At 61.5% G+C, this 16,766-nt stretch carries 17 protein-coding genes; 3 read left to right on the forward strand and 14 right to left on the reverse strand.

Going from position 1 to position 16,766, the window contains the following annotated elements; all coding sequences use genetic code 11:
* Nucleotides 1-26: 26 nt before the first annotated feature.
* The 7 genes from OX460_RS24230 to hutC all read right to left on the reverse strand — a co-directional run bounded on the left by OX460_RS24230 (nt 27) and on the right by hutC (nt 9,418).
* Nucleotides 27-1,751, reverse strand: a complete 1,725-nt coding sequence (locus OX460_RS24230; protein ID WP_289900188.1) for a glycosyltransferase — start codon at nt 1,749-1,751, stop codon at nt 27-29.
* A gap of 152 nt (nt 1,752-1,903) precedes the next feature.
* On the reverse strand, nt 1,904-2,173 hold the full coding sequence (locus OX460_RS24235; RefSeq protein WP_034746247.1) for a type B 50S ribosomal protein L31: 270 nt from the start codon (nt 2,171-2,173) through the stop codon (nt 1,904-1,906).
* A 294-nt stretch (nt 2,174-2,467) separates the two neighbouring features.
* Nucleotides 2,468-3,730: a transcription termination factor Rho gene (gene rho, locus OX460_RS24240; protein WP_034746249.1), complete on the reverse strand. Its 1,263-nt coding sequence runs from the start codon at nt 3,728-3,730 to the stop codon at nt 2,468-2,470.
* 156 nt (nt 3,731-3,886) lie between these two features.
* Nucleotides 3,887-4,213, reverse strand: coding sequence for a thioredoxin TrxA (gene trxA / locus OX460_RS24245; RefSeq protein WP_077408631.1), 327 nt, complete (start codon nt 4,211-4,213; stop codon nt 3,887-3,889).
* Nucleotides 4,214-4,515: 302 nt separating this feature from the next.
* Complete coding sequence (locus tag OX460_RS24250) at nt 4,516-4,974, reverse strand: response regulator (RefSeq protein WP_077409296.1); 459 nt, start codon at nt 4,972-4,974, stop codon at nt 4,516-4,518.
* A 70-nt stretch (nt 4,975-5,044) separates the two neighbouring features.
* Entirely contained in the window at nt 5,045-8,368 is a 3,324-nt protein-coding gene (locus tag OX460_RS24255) for a PAS domain-containing hybrid sensor histidine kinase/response regulator (RefSeq protein WP_289900189.1), read from the reverse strand.
* Between the two features lie 330 nt (nt 8,369-8,698).
* Nucleotides 8,699-9,418, reverse strand: coding sequence for a histidine utilization repressor (gene hutC / locus OX460_RS24260; protein WP_070254615.1), 720 nt, complete (start codon nt 9,416-9,418; stop codon nt 8,699-8,701).
* 180 nt (nt 9,419-9,598) lie between these two features.
* Here hutC and ada point away from each other — a divergent pair, with 180 nt between their 5' ends.
* The 3 genes from ada to OX460_RS24275 all read left to right on the forward strand — a co-directional run bounded on the left by ada (nt 9,599) and on the right by OX460_RS24275 (nt 13,092).
* A complete protein-coding gene (gene ada / locus OX460_RS24265; protein WP_289900190.1) occupies nt 9,599-10,654 on the forward strand; it encodes a bifunctional DNA-binding transcriptional regulator/O6-methylguanine-DNA methyltransferase Ada in 1,056 nt (351 codons plus the stop codon).
* Complete coding sequence (locus OX460_RS24270) at nt 10,651-11,340, forward strand: 2OG-Fe(II) oxygenase (RefSeq protein WP_289900191.1); 690 nt, start codon at nt 10,651-10,653, stop codon at nt 11,338-11,340. The genes ada and OX460_RS24270 overlap by 4 nt, the downstream gene beginning before the upstream one ends.
* A 75-nt stretch (nt 11,341-11,415) precedes the next feature.
* Nucleotides 11,416-13,092 (forward strand): mechanosensitive ion channel domain-containing protein, encoded by a 1,677-nt coding sequence (locus OX460_RS24275; RefSeq protein WP_289900192.1) that lies wholly within the window; start codon nt 11,416-11,418, stop codon nt 13,090-13,092.
* A gap of 32 nt (nt 13,093-13,124) precedes the next feature.
* Here OX460_RS24275 and OX460_RS24280 read toward each other — a convergent pair whose 3' ends face one another.
* From OX460_RS24280 to OX460_RS24310, 7 genes are all read right to left on the reverse strand, one after another.
* Nucleotides 13,125-13,628 carry a hypothetical protein gene (locus tag OX460_RS24280; RefSeq protein WP_289900193.1) on the reverse strand — a complete coding sequence of 168 codons (504 nt, stop codon included), beginning with the start codon at nt 13,626-13,628 and terminating at the stop codon, nt 13,125-13,127.
* Nucleotides 13,629-13,641: 13 nt separating this feature from the next.
* Nucleotides 13,642-14,106 carry a hypothetical protein gene (locus OX460_RS24285; RefSeq protein WP_289900194.1) on the reverse strand — a complete coding sequence of 155 codons (465 nt, stop codon included), beginning with the start codon at nt 14,104-14,106 and terminating at the stop codon, nt 13,642-13,644.
* Nucleotides 14,107-14,153: 47 nt separating this feature from the next.
* Nucleotides 14,154-14,669 carry a hypothetical protein gene (locus OX460_RS24290; RefSeq protein ID WP_289900195.1) on the reverse strand — a complete coding sequence of 172 codons (516 nt, stop codon included), beginning with the start codon at nt 14,667-14,669 and terminating at the stop codon, nt 14,154-14,156.
* Nucleotides 14,670-14,679: 10 nt separating this feature from the next.
* A complete protein-coding gene (locus tag OX460_RS24295) occupies nt 14,680-15,138 on the reverse strand; it encodes a hypothetical protein (RefSeq protein WP_289900196.1) in 459 nt (152 codons plus the stop codon).
* Between the two features lie 52 nt (nt 15,139-15,190).
* Entirely contained in the window at nt 15,191-15,616 is a 426-nt protein-coding gene (locus OX460_RS24300) for a hypothetical protein (protein ID WP_289900197.1), read from the reverse strand.
* A gap of 19 nt (nt 15,617-15,635) precedes the next feature.
* Nucleotides 15,636-16,049, reverse strand: coding sequence for a hypothetical protein (locus OX460_RS24305; RefSeq protein ID WP_289900198.1), 414 nt, complete (start codon nt 16,047-16,049; stop codon nt 15,636-15,638).
* Nucleotides 16,050-16,139: 90 nt separating this feature from the next.
* Nucleotides 16,140-16,706 carry a hypothetical protein gene (locus OX460_RS24310; protein WP_289900199.1) on the reverse strand — a complete coding sequence of 189 codons (567 nt, stop codon included), beginning with the start codon at nt 16,704-16,706 and terminating at the stop codon, nt 16,140-16,142.
* Nucleotides 16,707-16,766: the final 60 nt, after the last annotated feature.

A 16,766-nucleotide genomic window follows, 5' to 3' on the forward strand; every position in this document is an offset into this window, starting at 1 on the left:
ACCGGGCCTGGCCCGGTTTTTTCTGCTTACCTGACGCGCTGGTACAGGCGGAAGCGTTCCACGTCATCCGTGGGGCGGCGCCCTTCCCACAGCTTGATCCAGTCCGCGCCATGGTGTTCGGGCAATTGTTCCTTGCTGTCAGGAACCTTGATGCTGTCTTGCAACAGGAACACATCGCATTCCTGCTGCCCCACGCTGGCAAACGGCAAGTGGCCGAAGTAGGCGAACGAGGCGCGCTGGGCAGCGCCGACGTTGCTGTTGATGCACTTGCTGCCCGGCGGCAGGTGGATGGAAATCTGGTGCGCCACGCTGGCGTAGCTCTTGCTGTAGTTCAGCGGCGGCAGGAACAGGGTCATGATCAGCACCCAGATCAGGATCAGGCCGCCGGACGACAGCACCACGGCGCGCCACAGCACGGCCGGCTGGCGCGAGATGCGCCAGTGCACCAGCGCCACCCAGCCCGCGCTGACGCAGGCGGCCACGAAAAAGGCCAGCAAGTCCAGTTCGGGCTTGAAGCCTGGCATGAGTTTCAGGGCGTTATGCGCCAGTTTTGGCGGCCAGCCGGTCAGGATGGCGAACCAGAACAGCCACAGCGCGAGGGCGCAGATGGTCAGCACCATCACGGAGAACCAGTCGATGGCGTTGATGGCGCCCCGCTTCATGGTCAGCAAGCCAAACGCGGCCATGACGGCCAACGGCGGCAGCAGGGGCAGCAACTGGCTCGGGTCGGGATCGGGGTGGCACAGGCCTAATATTGCCAGCATGGCAACAAAGGTCAGCGGCACGACGATGTGCAGCACGTGGTGCTGGCGGCGCCAGGCGTACACGGCCCAGGCGGCGAAAGGCCATGCGGGCCAGAAGAACCAGATGCCGACACGCAAGAAATACTGCACGCTTTTCAGACTCGGAGCGCTGAACTGGCGGCAATTCCACTCCATCCAGGCGTGCAGCGGCGAATGGCCGTACGGCAGCAGCCATTCGCCCGGCAGCAGCCAGACGAGGGTCAGCGCGATGCCGATCAGGATGGCCAGCGCCAGGTGGCGTATGCTGCGCAGCAACGGCAGGCGCAGGAAGATAGTGCACAGCAGCAAGGCGATGCTCAGGGCCGCTGGCGTGATCCAGCCGCGCGCCAGGGCCAGGCCGCCCATCGCCAGGCCCAGCAGGGCCGCATTGCGCACGGACGGGCCTTCCATGTAGCGCACGGCGCGGTACAGCAAATAGGCCATCAGGGACACATACAGCGCTTCGGCCGTGATGTCGTGGCTGTGCTGCAGCAGGCCCAGGCAACCCAGGTAGATGAGCACGGCGGCATCGGCCAGGGTGCGGCCGAAGTCGTCCGGCTCGGGCTGGCCGCCGAAGGCCAGGCGCAGCGGCTGGGCATCGCTGCGGCGTCCCAGGTTGAAGGCGGTGTACCAGACGGACAGGGTGCTGACGACGAAGATGCCGATGGTCGACATGCGCGCGCCAAAGACGTCGCCGTCGATCCAGCCGAACAGCTTGATGAAGATGGCGCCCAGCCAGAAGGCCAGCGGGCCTTCATCGGGCAGCGACAGGCCGGCCACGTTGGGCCACAGCCAGTCGTTCAGGCCGCCATGCGCCATGGTCCACATGATGCCGAAACTGGCGGCATCATCGTTCTTCCACGGTTCGCGGCCAATCAGGCCAGGCAGGATGTACAGCAGGCCGAGCGCAAACAAGGCCCATCGTGGCAGCGCGAGTGTGGCGGCGGCGGGAAGGCGGACTGGCTTCATCGATAATCGGTATCAGAATAGTGGCAAGACGCGACGAATGGCGTCGGGTATGCGCGAGTATAAAGTAAAGCGGCCAAAGACAAAAAAGGCAGCCGTGGCTGCCTTTTCTCTGGTAGCCGAAGCTGCCCTTTTTTGCCGCAATGCGGCAAAAATTAGCCTGCTGCGACTGCGGTTTTCGAACCAACCGAACCGAACTTCTGACGGAACTTCTCGACGCGACCGGCGGTATCGACGATTTTGTGCTTGCCCGTGAAGAATGGGTGCGATTCAGCCGAAACCTCGATCTTCACCAGTGGGTATTCTTTACCGTCGTGGGTGATTTTTTCGCGGGTTTGGATGGTCGAGCGGGTAACGAATTTGAAATCGCACGACAGATCGTGGAAAACAACTTCGCGGTATTCTGGATGGGTATCGACTTTCATGGTCTTCTCTCTAGTTTGGTAGCCAAACAGCACTTCGTCGGTCGTCCTGCTTCTTGACCCGATTGCCGATCACTTGCCAGGGTTTAAAATAATGCAACCGTCGATTATATAGCGCTTTCCGGCGGACGGCAATAAAAAAGCCGCTCGATGAGCGGCTTGGGCCGGTAGTGCATTGATATGACGCCACCGAGGGGAGGGAAACCGTAGCGAGCAGGCCCGATATACGGCCGAGTAGCGCAGCTGTACGAAGGTACAGCGAGCAACACAGGCCGTAGAGCGGGACGCGCAGTAGGTTTACCCCCCTCGGCGCATCATGTCGAAGAATTCGGCGTTGTTTTTCGTCGCTTTCATCTTGTCCAGAATGAACTCCATCGCCTCGATCTCGTCCATCGAGTACAGCAACTTGCGCAAAATCCAGATTTTTTGCAATTCGTTCGGCTTGATCAGCAATTCTTCGCGGCGGGTACCCGATTTGTTCAGGTTAATTGCCGGATAGACACGTTTTTCAGCCAAACGGCGTTCCAGATGCACTTCCATGTTGCCGGTACCCTTGAATTCTTCAAAGATCACGTCATCCATGCGCGAACCCGTTTCGATCAGCGCCGTGGCGATGATGGTCAGCGAGCCGCCTTCTTCGATATTGCGCGCGGCGCCGAAGAAGCGTTTTGGACGTTGCAACGCATTCGCGTCGACACCACCGGTCAGGACCTTGCCCGAGGCAGGGATCACGGTGTTGTAGGCGCGTGCCAGACGGGTGATCGAGTCCAGCAGGATCACGACGTCTTTTTTCATTTCGACCAGGCGCTTGGCTTTTTCCAGCACCATCTCGGCCACTTGCACGTGGCGCGTGGCCGGCTCGTCGAAGGTCGAGGCGACGACTTCGCCGCGTACCGAACGTTGCATTTCGGTAACTTCTTCCGGACGTTCGTCGATCAGCAGCACGATCAGGGTGATGTCCGGGTGATTTGCCGTGATCGCATGGGCGATGTGCTGCAGGATCACGGATTTACCGGATTTCGGCGACGCCACCAGCAAGCCGCGCTGGCCTTTGCCGATCGGGGCGATCAGGTCGATGATGCGGCCGGTGATGTTTTCCTGGCCATTCATTTCACGTTCCAGGCGCAGCGGCTCGTTCGGGTGCAGCGGCGTCAGGTTTTCAAACAGGATGCGGTGTTTCGACATCTCCGGCGATTCGCCGTTGACCTTGTCGACTTTGACCAATGCGAAATAGCGTTCGCCATCTTTCGGGGTCCGTACCTCGCCTTCGATCGAATCGCCGGTGTGCAGATTGAAGCGGCGGATTTGCGAAGGGGAGATGTAAATGTCGTCGGTGGACGCCATGTAGCTGGCGTCGGGCGAGCGCAGGAAGCCGAAGCCGTCAGGCAGCACTTCCAGGGCGCCGTCGCCAAAAATCTGTTCGCCGGACTTGGCGCGTTTTTTCAGGATAGCGAACATCAGCTCCTGTTTGCGCAAGCGGGCTGCGTTGTCAATGTCAAGACCGATCGCCATCTCAAGCAGGGCGGATACGTGTAGGGCCTTTAGTTCGGATAAATGCATATGTGTTGAGTGTCCCGAGACGGGATGTAAAGGTAGGGGAGGGGACTGCGTGGCGTTGATTAATTATTGGGGAAGGCTGTGCACGAATGAGGGCAAAGCCGCTTCCCGGTCGTTCCAGTCAGGCGGCGCTGCGGGCGCAGCGCTGCCCATCATACATTAAATGTTGCTGTCGACGAAAGCGGTCAACTGGCCCTTGGCCATGGCGCCCACTTTTTGAGCAGCTGCAACACCATCCTTGAACAGGATCAGGGTCGGGATGCCGCGGATGCCGAACTTGGCAGGCACTGCCTGGTTCGCGTCCACGTCCATCTTGGCGATCTGGATGCGGCCGGCGTATTCCTTGGCTACTTCTTCCAGGATCGGGGCGATGGCCTTGCAGGGACCGCACCATTCTGCCCAGAAGTCGACCAGGACTGGCAAATCGGATTTCAGGACGTCTGCTTCAAAAGATGCATCGCTAATGTGTTTGATATTTTCGCTCATATTTTCCTCAAATGAGGGTGGGATCAATAATGCCTGGAATTAACCATACGCTGGTTCGCCATCCATGCTTCCTGGAATGCAGTTAGAAGATGGGGACAATGGGCACGACTTCAATGTCTTGGAAGGTGCGACCAGAGGTATGCAGGCGGGGATGGCTGAAATAATAACCCATTTTTTCAAAGCGTGGCGATTATTGCAGAAAAACTTGAGGCATATCGTCCCCATGCGTGCCGGCAGGGCGGCAAAGCCGCATGCCTGCTGGCCTGCAGCGCCGTATCCGCCCTCCCTGCCGGCCTGCGCGCTCAGGCTTGCACGCTGGCCAGACGCGCCGAGTGCTGCAGTTGCAAGTTCACCATGAGCTGCAATTCCGCGCTTTCCATCGGCTTGCGGAAAGTGCCCAGGATATGCAGGCCGTTGGCCATGGCCAGGCGCTCGGCCGCCAGGCGCACGGCCGAATGCAGGCCCGACAGCAGGACCACGCCGCCGCGGAAGCCGTTTTCCGCCGCCATGCGCAAAAATTCGATGCCGTCGATGTCGGGCATCGACAGGTCGCAGATCAGCAGGTCGGGCTGGTGCTGCTTCAGGGTGGCCAGCGCCTGTTCGCTGTGCGACTCGCAGCGGATATCGAACTGGCCCATTTGCTCGAGCATGTCGCTGAGCACATCGAGCATGAAAACGTCGTCGTCCAGCAGCAGCACGCGCAATGGCGCCAGGCCTGCTTCGTTGTGTTCCCGGCTTGCTTGGTTTGATACAGTGTTCATCGTCATGTCTTTCTGTTGATATGCATCGTTGTCGATGCCGATACCTTGCCGCAATCCAATTTGGCGGTAGCTAATCGTCATTGGCAAAGCTGGTGTTATTCATGATTTGTTCGGTAATCTGTTCCAGCAGGGGCCACAGGCGCGCAACGATGCGCCGTGCCCGCTCCGCCTCGTCGGCCGGTTCGCCCGGCGCCAGGGTTTCCAGGTTGTGGCACAGCTCGGCCAGCCCCAGGGCGCCCACGGTGCGCGCCGACGACTTGATGCGGTGACCCAGTTCGCGCACCTGGTGCACGTCGCCGCGCGCCAGGGCCGCATCGATGTCGCCGAAGCCATCCTGCGTGGTCTGCAGGAACTTGAAGGCGAACTTGCGCACCTTTTCCGGGTTGTAGCCCAGCAACTTGGCCAGGATGGACAAGTCGATCACTTGCGGGTCGCCCGCCAGGGTGGTCTTGAAGGCGGGCGCGGCGCGGCTGCGCGCCGGCGGCGGCGGTGTTTCGTGCGCCGGCAGCCAGCTGGCGATGGTCTGGTACATCATGGCTGGCTGGATGGGCTTGGAAATGAAATCGTCCATGCCCGCCTCCAGACAGCGCACGCGGTCTTCGCTGGTGGCCGTGGCCGTCATGGCCAGCACGCGCAGGTGCGCCAGCTGCGGGTCGGCGCGGATGTGGCGCGTTGCCTGCAAGCCATCCATCAGCGGCATCTGCACGTCCATCAGCACGCAGTCGAACTGGGTCTGGCGCAGCAGGTCGAGCGCTTCCTCGCCATTGTTGGCCAGGCAGACGGAGGCGCCCGCTTCCTCCAGCAATTCCAGCGCCACTTGCTGGTTGAACGTATTGTCTTCCACCAGCAGGATGCGCGCATGCTTGAGCGTGCGCATCACCAGGGCCGCGTCGGCGCTGGCGCGCATGGCGGCCGCCGTCTGCACCATGCTGTCGAGCATGGCGGGCGCGGCCTGGTCGGAAATGCCCAGGTTGGCCGTGAACCAGAAGGTGCTGCCGGCGCCGGGACGGCTGTCGACGCCCACGTCGCCGCCCATCAGCTGCGCCAGCTGCTTGCAGATGGCCAAGCCCAGGCCCGTACCGCCATATTCGCGCGTGGTGGACGTGTCGGCTTGCTGGAAGGATTGGAAGAGCTTGCTCATTTCATCCTGCGACAGGCCGATGCCGTGGTCGCACACTTCAAAGCGCACGAGGCAGTGTTTCGCGTCCGCCACCACCCTGCGCACTTTCACGGTAATACTGCCCTGTTCGCTGAACTTGATGGCGTTATTGGCGTAGTTGATCAGCACTTGCCCCAGGCGCAGCGGGTCGCCCACGAGCACGGCCGGCAATTGCGGATCGATCTCGAACAGCAGTTCCAGGTTCTTGCCGGCGGCGCGCGGCGCCACCACCGTCATCAGGGTTTGCACGACATGGTCGAAACTGAAGTTGACATGCTCGATTTCCAGCTTGCCCGCCTCGATTTTCGAGATGTCGAGGATATCGTCGATGATGCCCAGCAAGTGCTCGCCGGCAAAGCGGATTTTTTCCAGGTAGTCGCGCTGGCGCGGTTCCAGGTCCGTTTTGAGGGCCAGGTAGGCCATGCCGATCACGCCATTCATCGGCGTGCGGATTTCATGGCTCATGTTGGCCAGGAATTGTCCCTTCGCCAGGCTCGCTTCTTCGGCCACCTGCTTGGCCTGGTCCAGCTGTTCCGTACGCTGTGCCACGCGCTCTTCCAGATGTTCATTGAGCTCGCGCAAGGCGCTCTCGCTGCGCTTGTGATACGTGATGTCCGTCAGGCTGGCCACCACCATGCCCACCTTGCCGTATTCATCGCGGATCGCCTCGGTATTCACGGATAGCCACGACAGGCTGCCGTCGGGCTGCTGCACGCCCATCAGCACGTCGCGCATGGCCTCGCCCGTCGACAGGGTGATGTGCACGGGATGGCTGCGCTGGTCGAAGGCGGAGCCGTCTTCGCGGATGGCTTGCCACAGGCTGTTGCCGGCCGGACTGGCCGCCAGCATGCGTTCGGCGGCGGCATTGCTTTCCAATATGTGGCCGTGGCTGTCCTGCACCACCAGACCATTCGTCACGGCGCCGAACACGGACGCCATGCGCTGGCTCGAGTTCGACAGGGCGATCGATGCCTGGCGCCGCTCGGTGATGTCGGTGATCATCGCCAGGGTGCCGCCCGGCTCACCGTTGTCCGACTGGATGCTGGTGCTCGACAGCAAGCCCCACAGGCTGGACTGGTCCTTGCGGAAGAAGCGGAAATCGACCTGGTCCGGCTGGCTGGCGAAGCTGCCGTGGCTGGCCAGGCGGCGCTGCATCAGCAACTGGCTGTCGCGGTCCATGAAGTCGAGCAGGGGACGGCCCAGCATTTCCTGCACCGTGTAGCCCAGCATGTGCGCCATCTTCGGGTTGACGAACGTGGTCTTGCCGTTCGCATCCGTCATCCAGATGCCTTCGGCGGCCGTCTGCACGATCAGACGATAGCGTTCCGAACTGGCGTGCAGCGCTTCTTCGGCGCGTTGCCGCTGCGTCATGTCGCGCAGCGAGACGATGGAAAATACCTGGCCGGCCATGCGCAGCGGCGACAGGCTGACCTTGGCGGGGAAGTGCGTGCCGTCGCGGCGGCGCGCCATCATCACCCGGCCTGGCAGGCTGTGCCGCCCTTGCGGGTCGCCCGCGGAGTGGCTGGACGTGCTTTCCGGCACCAATTGCTCCAGTGACATACCCGTCAATTCGGCCAGCGGATAGCCGAAGCAGCGCGCGCCGATCTGGTTGGCGTAATGCACCTTGCCCTCGACGTCGGCCACCAGCATGGCTTCGGGCGCCGCTTCCAGCATCGAGCGCATGCGCGATTGCTCATCCTGCTTGCGCTCGCTGATATCGCAGACGATGCCGCTGGCCTGCGTGGCGGCGCCGTTCGAGGCGCGCGACAGGACGGCGCCGCGCGCCAGCAGCCAGCGCCAGTGGCCGTCGCTGTGGCGCAAACGGAATTCGCAATTGAAGGTGCCGGGCGCCTGGCCATCCAGGTGCTGGCGGAAAGCAAGGCTCAGGCGCGCGCGGTCATCCCGGTGGACTTCGGCCAGCCAGTCGGCCAGCGCATGCTCGAGTTTGGCATTCTTGTCGCCCAGGACATCCTGGTACTGGGGCGCGAACTGCAGCCGGTCGGACTGGGGCCGCCAGGTCCAGCCGGCCATGGTGGCGCCGCGCAAGGCTTGCACGGCATCCTGTTCGGCCTGGGCTTGCGCCGGTTGGGGCTGGCGGTGCAACTGCTGGCGCAGGCGCCAGGCTTGCCAGCAAGCCAGTCCCGCCAGGGCGGTGGCGCTGGCAGCCGCATACGGCCACAGCAATGCCGGCGCCATGACGGCTGCCGCCGCCTGCGCCGGCAGCGAAAGTGTCATGCCTGCCGCCAGCATCGTACGAGCGAGCCGGCGCAGCGCAGGGCGCCGTGGGCGTGGTGCGCCGAAACTCGTGTGGCTGCAATACGACAAATGCATCCCTTTCTGGGGCGTGATTGGACTAGGCTGGCAGTACATGAGGCGCGCTCAAATAAACGCCTGCGGCGCTTTCTGGCGGCAACTATAGCATCGAATATTTACTCGGAGTATTTAAGTTCAGAAACGGCCAAAACGGGATTTTTTTTGCCCCGAAATGGCCGTTTTTTTCGCGATTTGGTGAGAATTCGTGAGAAAGTTGGCGCGAATTCGTGCTACTCAATCGAGGCGATAGTCTCAGCTAAAGCTGCCGGCGAATTGATAGCGGTGTCCGGGATGCCACATGGTGGCGATCGAGGCGATCTTGCCGCCCGAACGCGTCTGGCGGCGCAGCACCAGGCACGGCTGTTTGGTGTCGATGGCCAGCATTTCGGCGATGTCGCGCGGCGCCGACAGCGCTTCGATGCTGTAGGTGGCGCCTTGCAGGGGCGCGGCGGCCATCAGGTATTCGTTTGGCGTGATGCTGGAAAAATCCTGCGTCATGTAATCGGGCGCGCACTCGGGATTGACCCAGCGGTCTTCCACCTGGATCGGCACGCCGTTTTCAAAATGCACGATCAGCGAATGGAACAGCGGGTGTTCCGGCGGCAGGCCGAATTGCTTGGCCAGCAAGTCGGACGCCTTGGTGCGTTCCAGCAATTGCAAGCTGCTGCGGTGGATATGTCCGCGCGCCCGGACTTCATCGGCGATACTCTTGATTTCCAACAAGGTCGCCTGATATTTTTGCTGCGCCACATAGGTGCCGGAACCCTGGCGCCGCGTCAGCACCTGCTCGCTGGTCAGTTCGCGCACGGCGCGGTTGACCGTCATGCGCGAGACGCCGAATTGTTTGACCAAGGCTTGCTCGGAGGGAATCACGTCGCCTTCCTTCCAGCGTCCGGCGGCGATGCCGGCCAGCAGAAAATCCTTGATGCGCTGGAAAATGGGCGTATTTTCTTGTGTATTGTGGTCGTCCAATGCGATTTCTCCGGGGCACGGGCAGGGCGCGCCGCCGGCTGGAGGCGCGATGGCCGATTTTAGCACCGAGCAAGGCAGGCGCCGCCAGCCTTTTTTGAATTCAAAAGCAAGCGCCGGAGTGTGGTGCGCCCAGGCGCTGGCTATGCTGGAGACTTGCCAATCACAAGCACGGAGTCCGACATGCCTCACTCATACCTGACCGACGACGAGCGCTGGGACGCCCTGCAGCGCCGCGCCGCCGACGCCGACGGCGTCTTTTACTATTCGGTGCGCACGACGGGCGTGTATTGCCGGCCATCCTGCGCGGCGCGCCCCGCCTTGCGCCGCAACGTGGCTTTCCACGCCAGTTGCGAGCAGGCGGAGGCGGCCGGTTTTCGTCCCTGCCTGCGCTGCAAGCCCAACCTGCCGCCGCTGGCCCAGCGCCAGGCGGCCATCGTGGCCGACATCTGCCGTTTGATCGACGCCAGCGACGAGCTGCCCGACCTGGACAGCCTGGCACAGGCGGCCGGCCTGAGCCGCTTTCACTTTCACCGCGTCTTCAAGGCGCACACGGGCATCACGCCGAAAGCGTATGCGGCGGCGCGGCGCGGCGAGCGCCTGAAGGCCGGCTTGCAGGGGGCGGGCAACGTCACCGAGACCTTGTACGCGGCCGGTTTCAATTCCAGCGGCCGCCTGTATGCCGCCACGCCGGGCTTGCTGGGCATGACGCCGGGCGCGTTTCGCGCCGGCGGCAGCGGCGCCGTGATCCGCTTTGCCATCGGCGCCTGCTCGCTGGGCGCCATCCTCGTGGCCAGCACGGCCAAGGGCATTTGCGCGATTTTGATCGATGACGACCCGGAAGTGCTGCTGCGCGACTTGCAGGACCGCTTTCCGCAAGCCGAGCTGCGCGGCGCGGAAGCCGACTATGAACAGACGGTGGCGCAAGTCGTCGGCCTGGTCGAAGCGCCGGGCCTGGGACTGGACTTGCCGCTCGATGTGCGCGGCACCGTGTTCCAGCAGCGCGTGTGGCAAGCCTTGCGCGAGATTCCTGCCGGCAGCACGGTCAGCTATGCCGAGCTGGCGCGGCGCATCGGCTCCCCGCAAGGCGCGCGTGCCGTGGCGGGCGCCTGTGCCGCGAATGCGCTGGCCGTCGCCATTCCCTGCCACCGCGTGGTGCGCAACGATGGTGCGCTGTCCGGCTACCGCTGGGGCGTGGAGCGCAAGCAGGCGCTGCTCGAGCGTGAGGGCGAACGGTGAGGGCGCCGGACTGGCGCCAGATCGAGGATGATCTGAATCAATACGGCTGCGCCGTCGTGCCGGGCTTGCTGAATCCCGCGCAATGCGCTGCGCTGGCGGCACAGTACGACGATGCGTCGCGCTTTCGCAGCAGGGTGGTGATGCAGCGCCATGGTTTTGGGCAAGGCGAGTACCAGTATTGGGCGCATCCGCTGCCGGACGCCGTGGCTGCCTTGCGCACGGAACTGTATCCGCCGCTGGCGGCCATCGCCAACCGCTGGCACGCCAGCATGGGACTGGAGGCGCGCTTTCCGCCCAGCCACGCCGATTTCCTCGCGCGCTGCCATGCGGCGGGGCAAACCCGGCCCACGCCCTTGCTGCTGCGCTACCGCGAGGGCGATTACAACTGCCTGCACCAGGACTTGTATGGCGAGCACGTGTTTCCGCTGCAACTGGCCGTATTGTTGTCGCGTCCGCACGAGGATTTCACGGGCGGCGAGTTCGTGCTGACGGAGCAGCGCCCGCGCATGCAGTCGCGCGCCGAAGTGGTGCCGCTGGCGCAGGGCGACGCCGTGCTCTTTCCCGTCGCGCAGCGTCCCGTGAATGGCACGCGCGGCAGCTACCGCGTGAACATGCGCCACGGCGTGTCGCGCCTGCGTTCGGGCTTGCGCCACACCCTGGGCATCATTTTCCACGATGCGAGCTGAACGGTAGCTGCTGCGCTTGAGTTTCCAGGATTACATGGCATGATGGCTGCTTCTTGTCACTCTTTCATTTCTGCCATGTCCGCGCTGCTCCGCCTGTTGTGCCTGTTGACCATTTTCCTGCTGCCCGCAGCCCATGCGGACGATGGCGTGCCCGCGCTCGTTGCGGAGGCCGCGTCCGTCGTGGCGCCGTCGCAGGCCGCGGCGGCCAGGACGGCGCCGCTGATGTTTGCCAACCGCAAGGTGTTCGTCTTCCGCGCCGCGCTGGCCGGCTATCCGCCCGATGAGCGGGCCACGGGCGCGCAGCGCCGGCTGGAAGGCGTGCTGGCCAAGAATGGCCCCTTGCAGACGAGCACGCGCATGATTCCCGAAGGCACGCAAGTGCTGCTCGACGGCGTGCAGCTGTTCGTCGTCGTGCCTGGCGATGTCAACCAGCTGGCCGGCGACACGACGGAAAGCGTGGCGAAAACGGCGGCCGGCGAGTTGAGCAAGGCCGTGCTCGATTACCGCGAACAGGGCAGCTGGCGTTACCTGGCCATCGCCGCCGCCGTGTGCGCGGCCGCCACCCTCGTGTTCTGGCTCGTGTGGATGGGGCTGACGCGCCTGTACCACTGGGCCAAGCGCCGCAGCGGCATCCTGCTGGCCTCGCGCCTGCGCGACGTGCGCCTGAAGAACGTGCGCGTGCTCGACGCCGAACATTACATCGCCTTTGCGTATCAACTGCTGAGCGCCGTGCTGTGGGGCTTGCGCCTGATGGCCACGTATCTGTGGGCCGCCTTCGTGCTGGGCCGCTTGCCCTACACGCGCTCGTGGGGCGAAAGCCTGAGCGGCTATCTGTTCGACGTGGCCGCCGACGTCTTCCACGCCATCATCGGCGCCTTGCCGGGGCTGGTGCTGGTGTGCGTGATCTTCGCCATCGCGCGCCTGATCGCCGCCACGGCCGCCTCGCTGTTCAAGCGCGTGGAAAGCGGCGAATTGCAAATCGGCTGGCTGGACAAGGACACGGCCCTGCCGACGCGCCGCATCGCCAGCGTGGTGATCTGGCTGTTCGCGCTGGCCATGGCCTACCCGTATCTGCCCGGTTCGCACACGGCCGCTTTCCAGGGCCTGTCCGTGCTGGTGGGCCTGATGGTGTCGATCGGCGCGTCGAGCATCGTGGGGCAGGGCGCCAGCGGCCTGATCCTGATGTACACGCGCGCCCTGCGCAAGGGCGAATATGTGCGCGTGGGCGACAGCGAAGGCACGGTGGTCGACGTGGGCATGTTCGAGACGCGCCTGCGCACGGGACTGGGCGAAGAAGTCGCCTTGCCGAACGCGTGGGTGATGTCGCAGACGACAAAGAACTATTCGCGCGCCCAGCCCGGCGGCGGCTTCGTGCTCGACTCCACCGTCACCATCGGCTACGCCACGCCGTGGCGGCAAGTGCACGCCATGCTGGAACTGGCCGCGTCGCGCACGACGGAGCTGTCCACCACGCCGAAACCGTATGTGATGCAACTGGCCTTGCAAGATTACTACGTGCAATACCGCCTCGTCGCCTACGCCAGCGCCGAAGTCCCCCGCCAGCGCGCCGAAGTGCTGAACCGCTTGCATCAGAACATCATCGACGTCTTCAACGAATTCGACGTGCAGATCACCTCGCCGCACTACATCGATGACCCGAAAGAGTCGCACGTGGTGCCGCCCGGTGAATGGTTCAGGGCGCCGGCGCAGCGGGGGGAGGAATCGAGTGAAGTGGTTCCGCCCAACCCTTGAGTGTTTTGGCCAATTCCCTGATGCTGCATGCCTTATCGTGACTGTTCTTCGGAGGCGCAGGTATTCTTGCCGTTTGTCAGTTGAAGGACGTGAAATCCCCCGGCTTGGGCCGTGAGCAGGCAAAAATCTGCCGAGTAGCGGGAAGTCGGATCGGATGCTGATGACGGCCTTCCAAGGAAGGATACGCCATACACCTTTCCCGCAACCAGTGGCGCTGCATCGCTGCTCTCGGCCCCCTCGAGAGCCTTGCCGTAGCGCACGCATCCCCTGTTTGGCAGACGATAGGTGGGATCGCCAAACGCGGCATTGGGGAACATGACCGTCCATACATTTTTCCAGCCATTCGGCCCAGGTGTGCTGATCGTCAGCATCTTCAGGCTGACAGGGCTTCTTGATCTTTCCTCTTCATTGGCAATCTGGAAGCAGGGAAGGCCCGCTTCCGTGATGACGGCGGCGGGACCCATGCGCGACCACGCCGAGGCATCGATAGCCGTCAGGGTGGCAAGCAGGAATAGCAGCGTGTGACGATATGGCATGGCGACCCTCGCACTATCTGATGAGCGAATGTTCTGGACAGATTTCATCTATCCAGGCTTGGCTATCGCTGTCGATACGGAGAATTTTTCGCTCCCCAGAGATGCCGCTGATTAAGCAAAACTTGCCCACGTAACCACGAGTAGGATCAGACGGATCGGCTGGCCTACCGTTCAGGAAGACGTCATACATGCGTCCTGTTTTCAGCGGCGGTGCTTTGGGTGGCTTGACCTCTGCTGTTGCTGGTGCAACTCCATACAGAAGGCAGGACTTGGCATGCACAGGAATAGTCGCGGCGCCCGGTAAAAGAAAAGACCATACTTCTACTGCAGGCTTGACGGATACATCTGTCAGTACGATCGCACTAATCCGAGGAAGCCCGTTGCGCGCTTCTTCTTTTTGCGAAATGGTGAAACAGGGAGTGCCATTTTTTAGCTGTACTTCCGCGTATGCCATGCGGGAAGTGGCCGAGGCGCTCATGCAGGTCAGCAAGGTGAGCACCAATAGTGGCTTGTGATAAATGGACACTATTGACCTTTTTGTGCCAGCTTGTTTGCTGGGCAGATTTCGTCTATCCAGGCCCGCATATTGCGCGTGATGGGAATAACCTGTTGGCCGCTGTTCGCTGTCGTGATGAGACAGAATTTCCCTTTGTAGCCGTAGGTCGAGTCTGATGGGGCATCCGGTCTTCCATTCAAAAAGACGCTGTACATCCTGTCTGTTTTCAGCATCGTCGCGGCAGTCGATTCGGCTCCCGTCGGTACTTGGCCATACAAATGGCAGGTTTTGGCATGCATGGGGAGGGGCGTCGCTCCAGGGAGAATGAAGGACCAGACCTCTACAGGCGGTTTTATGGATAGATCGTAAACCATGAGTGCGCCAAGCATCGGCGTTCCATTGCGGTGTTCCTCTCTTTTTGAGATGGTGAAGCATGGTATACCTTTGAATGCGCTAATCTCGGCTTCGGCCATGCGCGACCACGCCGCGGCATCCATGCTCGTCAAGGTCGCCAGCAGATAAAGAATAAGGTGACGATGATTCATGGCATGCCTTCTATGGGACAGGATTTTTGGCTGGGCACGTATCATCCATCCAGGCCTGTGTATCGCTTTGGATGACGACAAGACGTGGCTTGGCAGAGACCTGCTGGACTAGGCAGAATTTCGCCACGTATCCATAGGTTGGATCGGTAGCATCCATAGACCTGCCATTCAGAAATACTTCGTACACCCTGCCCGTCTTCAGTTCAGGCGCAGGGGAAGCCTCGGCGCCGGACGGGATATCCCCATAAAGAATGCAATTTGCTGATGACAACGGGATTTTCTTGCCACCTGTCATGAGAAAACCCCATATTTCCGTCGTTGGCTTGACCGTCACGTCCGACACGCTCAAGGCGCCGAGGAAGGGCTGGCCGTTGCGCCTATCTTCCTTTCTGGAAATGCTAAAGCAGGGTACGTCATTGATCGAGGTGACTTCGGCATCGGCCATGCGTGATCGCGCGTCGCTGTTCATGCTCGAGAATGCGAGCAGTATGAATAGTGTTTTATGAGACAAGGGCATGATGCTAAGGCGGCGTTGGGCAGACTTCATCGATCCAGGCCTGCATGTCGCTGTTGATGGGAATGACTTGCTGACCGCCAGCAGCCGTAGTTCTCACGCAGAATTTTCCTTGATAGCCATACGTTGGATCGGACGGATCTTTGGGGCTGCCATTCAGGAATACGCTATAGAAATGCCCGGGTATCAGTTTTTCTGCGCGTATGCCCGTCGCACCGGTAGGCACGTTTCCATAGCGGATGCATGTGCTGGCACGGATGGATAAGGGCATTTCTGGCGGCAGGGAGAACCCCCATACTTCCTTTACCGGTTGCACGGACATGTCTGAAACCATGAGTGCGCCAAGAAATGGCAGGCCATTGCGTGCCTCTTCTTTTTTTGTAATGGAGAAGCAGGGCATGCCCTGCGCCGACTGGATAACTGCTTCTGCCATGCGGGAATATGCCCATGTGTCAGGGAATATCGAATATAGGCTCATGGTCAATATCGTTACCAGGCAAGTTTTTCGGGCTCTTGCGGTCGTTAAAAAAATCATTGAGTACCTTTTTAAACAGTTCTCCGGAGTTTTTATAGCGTTGCTGGCGCATGGCACGAGTGGAAGTTGAAAATCTCAGCACAAAGTAGTCCGCCAATAAATCACCTTGCGCTTCCATGTCATGGCTGGATAATTTCTGATTGGGGAGCAAGGTATATTTGTAGTCCAGCCCCAAGCGAATGGCTCCCCGCAGTTTTACTTGATATCCGAGTTGGTACTGCCAAACATGAACCATTTCGTGCATAAACCAGTGTTTCAGACTATCTTTTTCTTTGGAAAAGTCCTCCTTGTAGTCCAATACATGAAAATAAATCTCCCCATCCGGCGTCATGGCCACATCCTTCGGCTGCAAGCCAAACCATAGATACGGCTCCCCATGCACCTTGACCTTGCCGTAGTCGATCGCATCCTGAAACAGTATTCACGCCATGTCGATCTCGCCGCTGGTCAGCGGGCGAACCTTGTCCTTCACTTTGACCTGTTTCACGGACGAGCCGACATCCTTGTCGGTCGTCTTGATGCCATCCAGCTGGACGACCTTGACGGCAGGCGCAGCGTGTTTTGGCGCGGCGGCGCAGCATGGTGATTTATCCGCGTGCGGCAGGAATTCGGCCTGGGTGATTTGTTCCTCCCGCTTGCTGGCGATACGCCCCGTGCGCCCCTTCGCATCTGTCGTCCCCGTCCACGTTTCGCCATTGCTCAAAGTGAGGCGGTAGTCGGCGTGCGCCAGCGGTGCGTTGGCTTGCGAGACGAATTCCAGCTGCTCGTCATAACCGCAGCACCAGCATTCGTCGGGCTGGCCGGCCAGGCGGTGCAGTTCGCAGCCGCTTGTCGCGTTGCGCAGGGCGGCGCCCAGCACGGGCTGGCCGTCGGCGCTGAAGGTGACGATCATGCTGTCGAAGCGCGCGCCCAGGCTGCTCTTCTGGTGCGCCACGAGCTTGAAGAACACGTCGCACGCGGTGGTGCTGATGACATGGTGCCTGGCCATGGGGTATTCCACCTGAAAACCTCAGCGTAGACCTGTGGCGTCTGCAAGTATTGACTGGGC

Origin of the sequence: Janthinobacterium sp. SUN033 (assembly GCF_030397595.1) — a bacterium.
In the GTDB taxonomy this organism is placed as follows: Bacteria; Pseudomonadota; Gammaproteobacteria; order Burkholderiales; family Burkholderiaceae_D; genus Janthinobacterium; species Janthinobacterium kumbetense.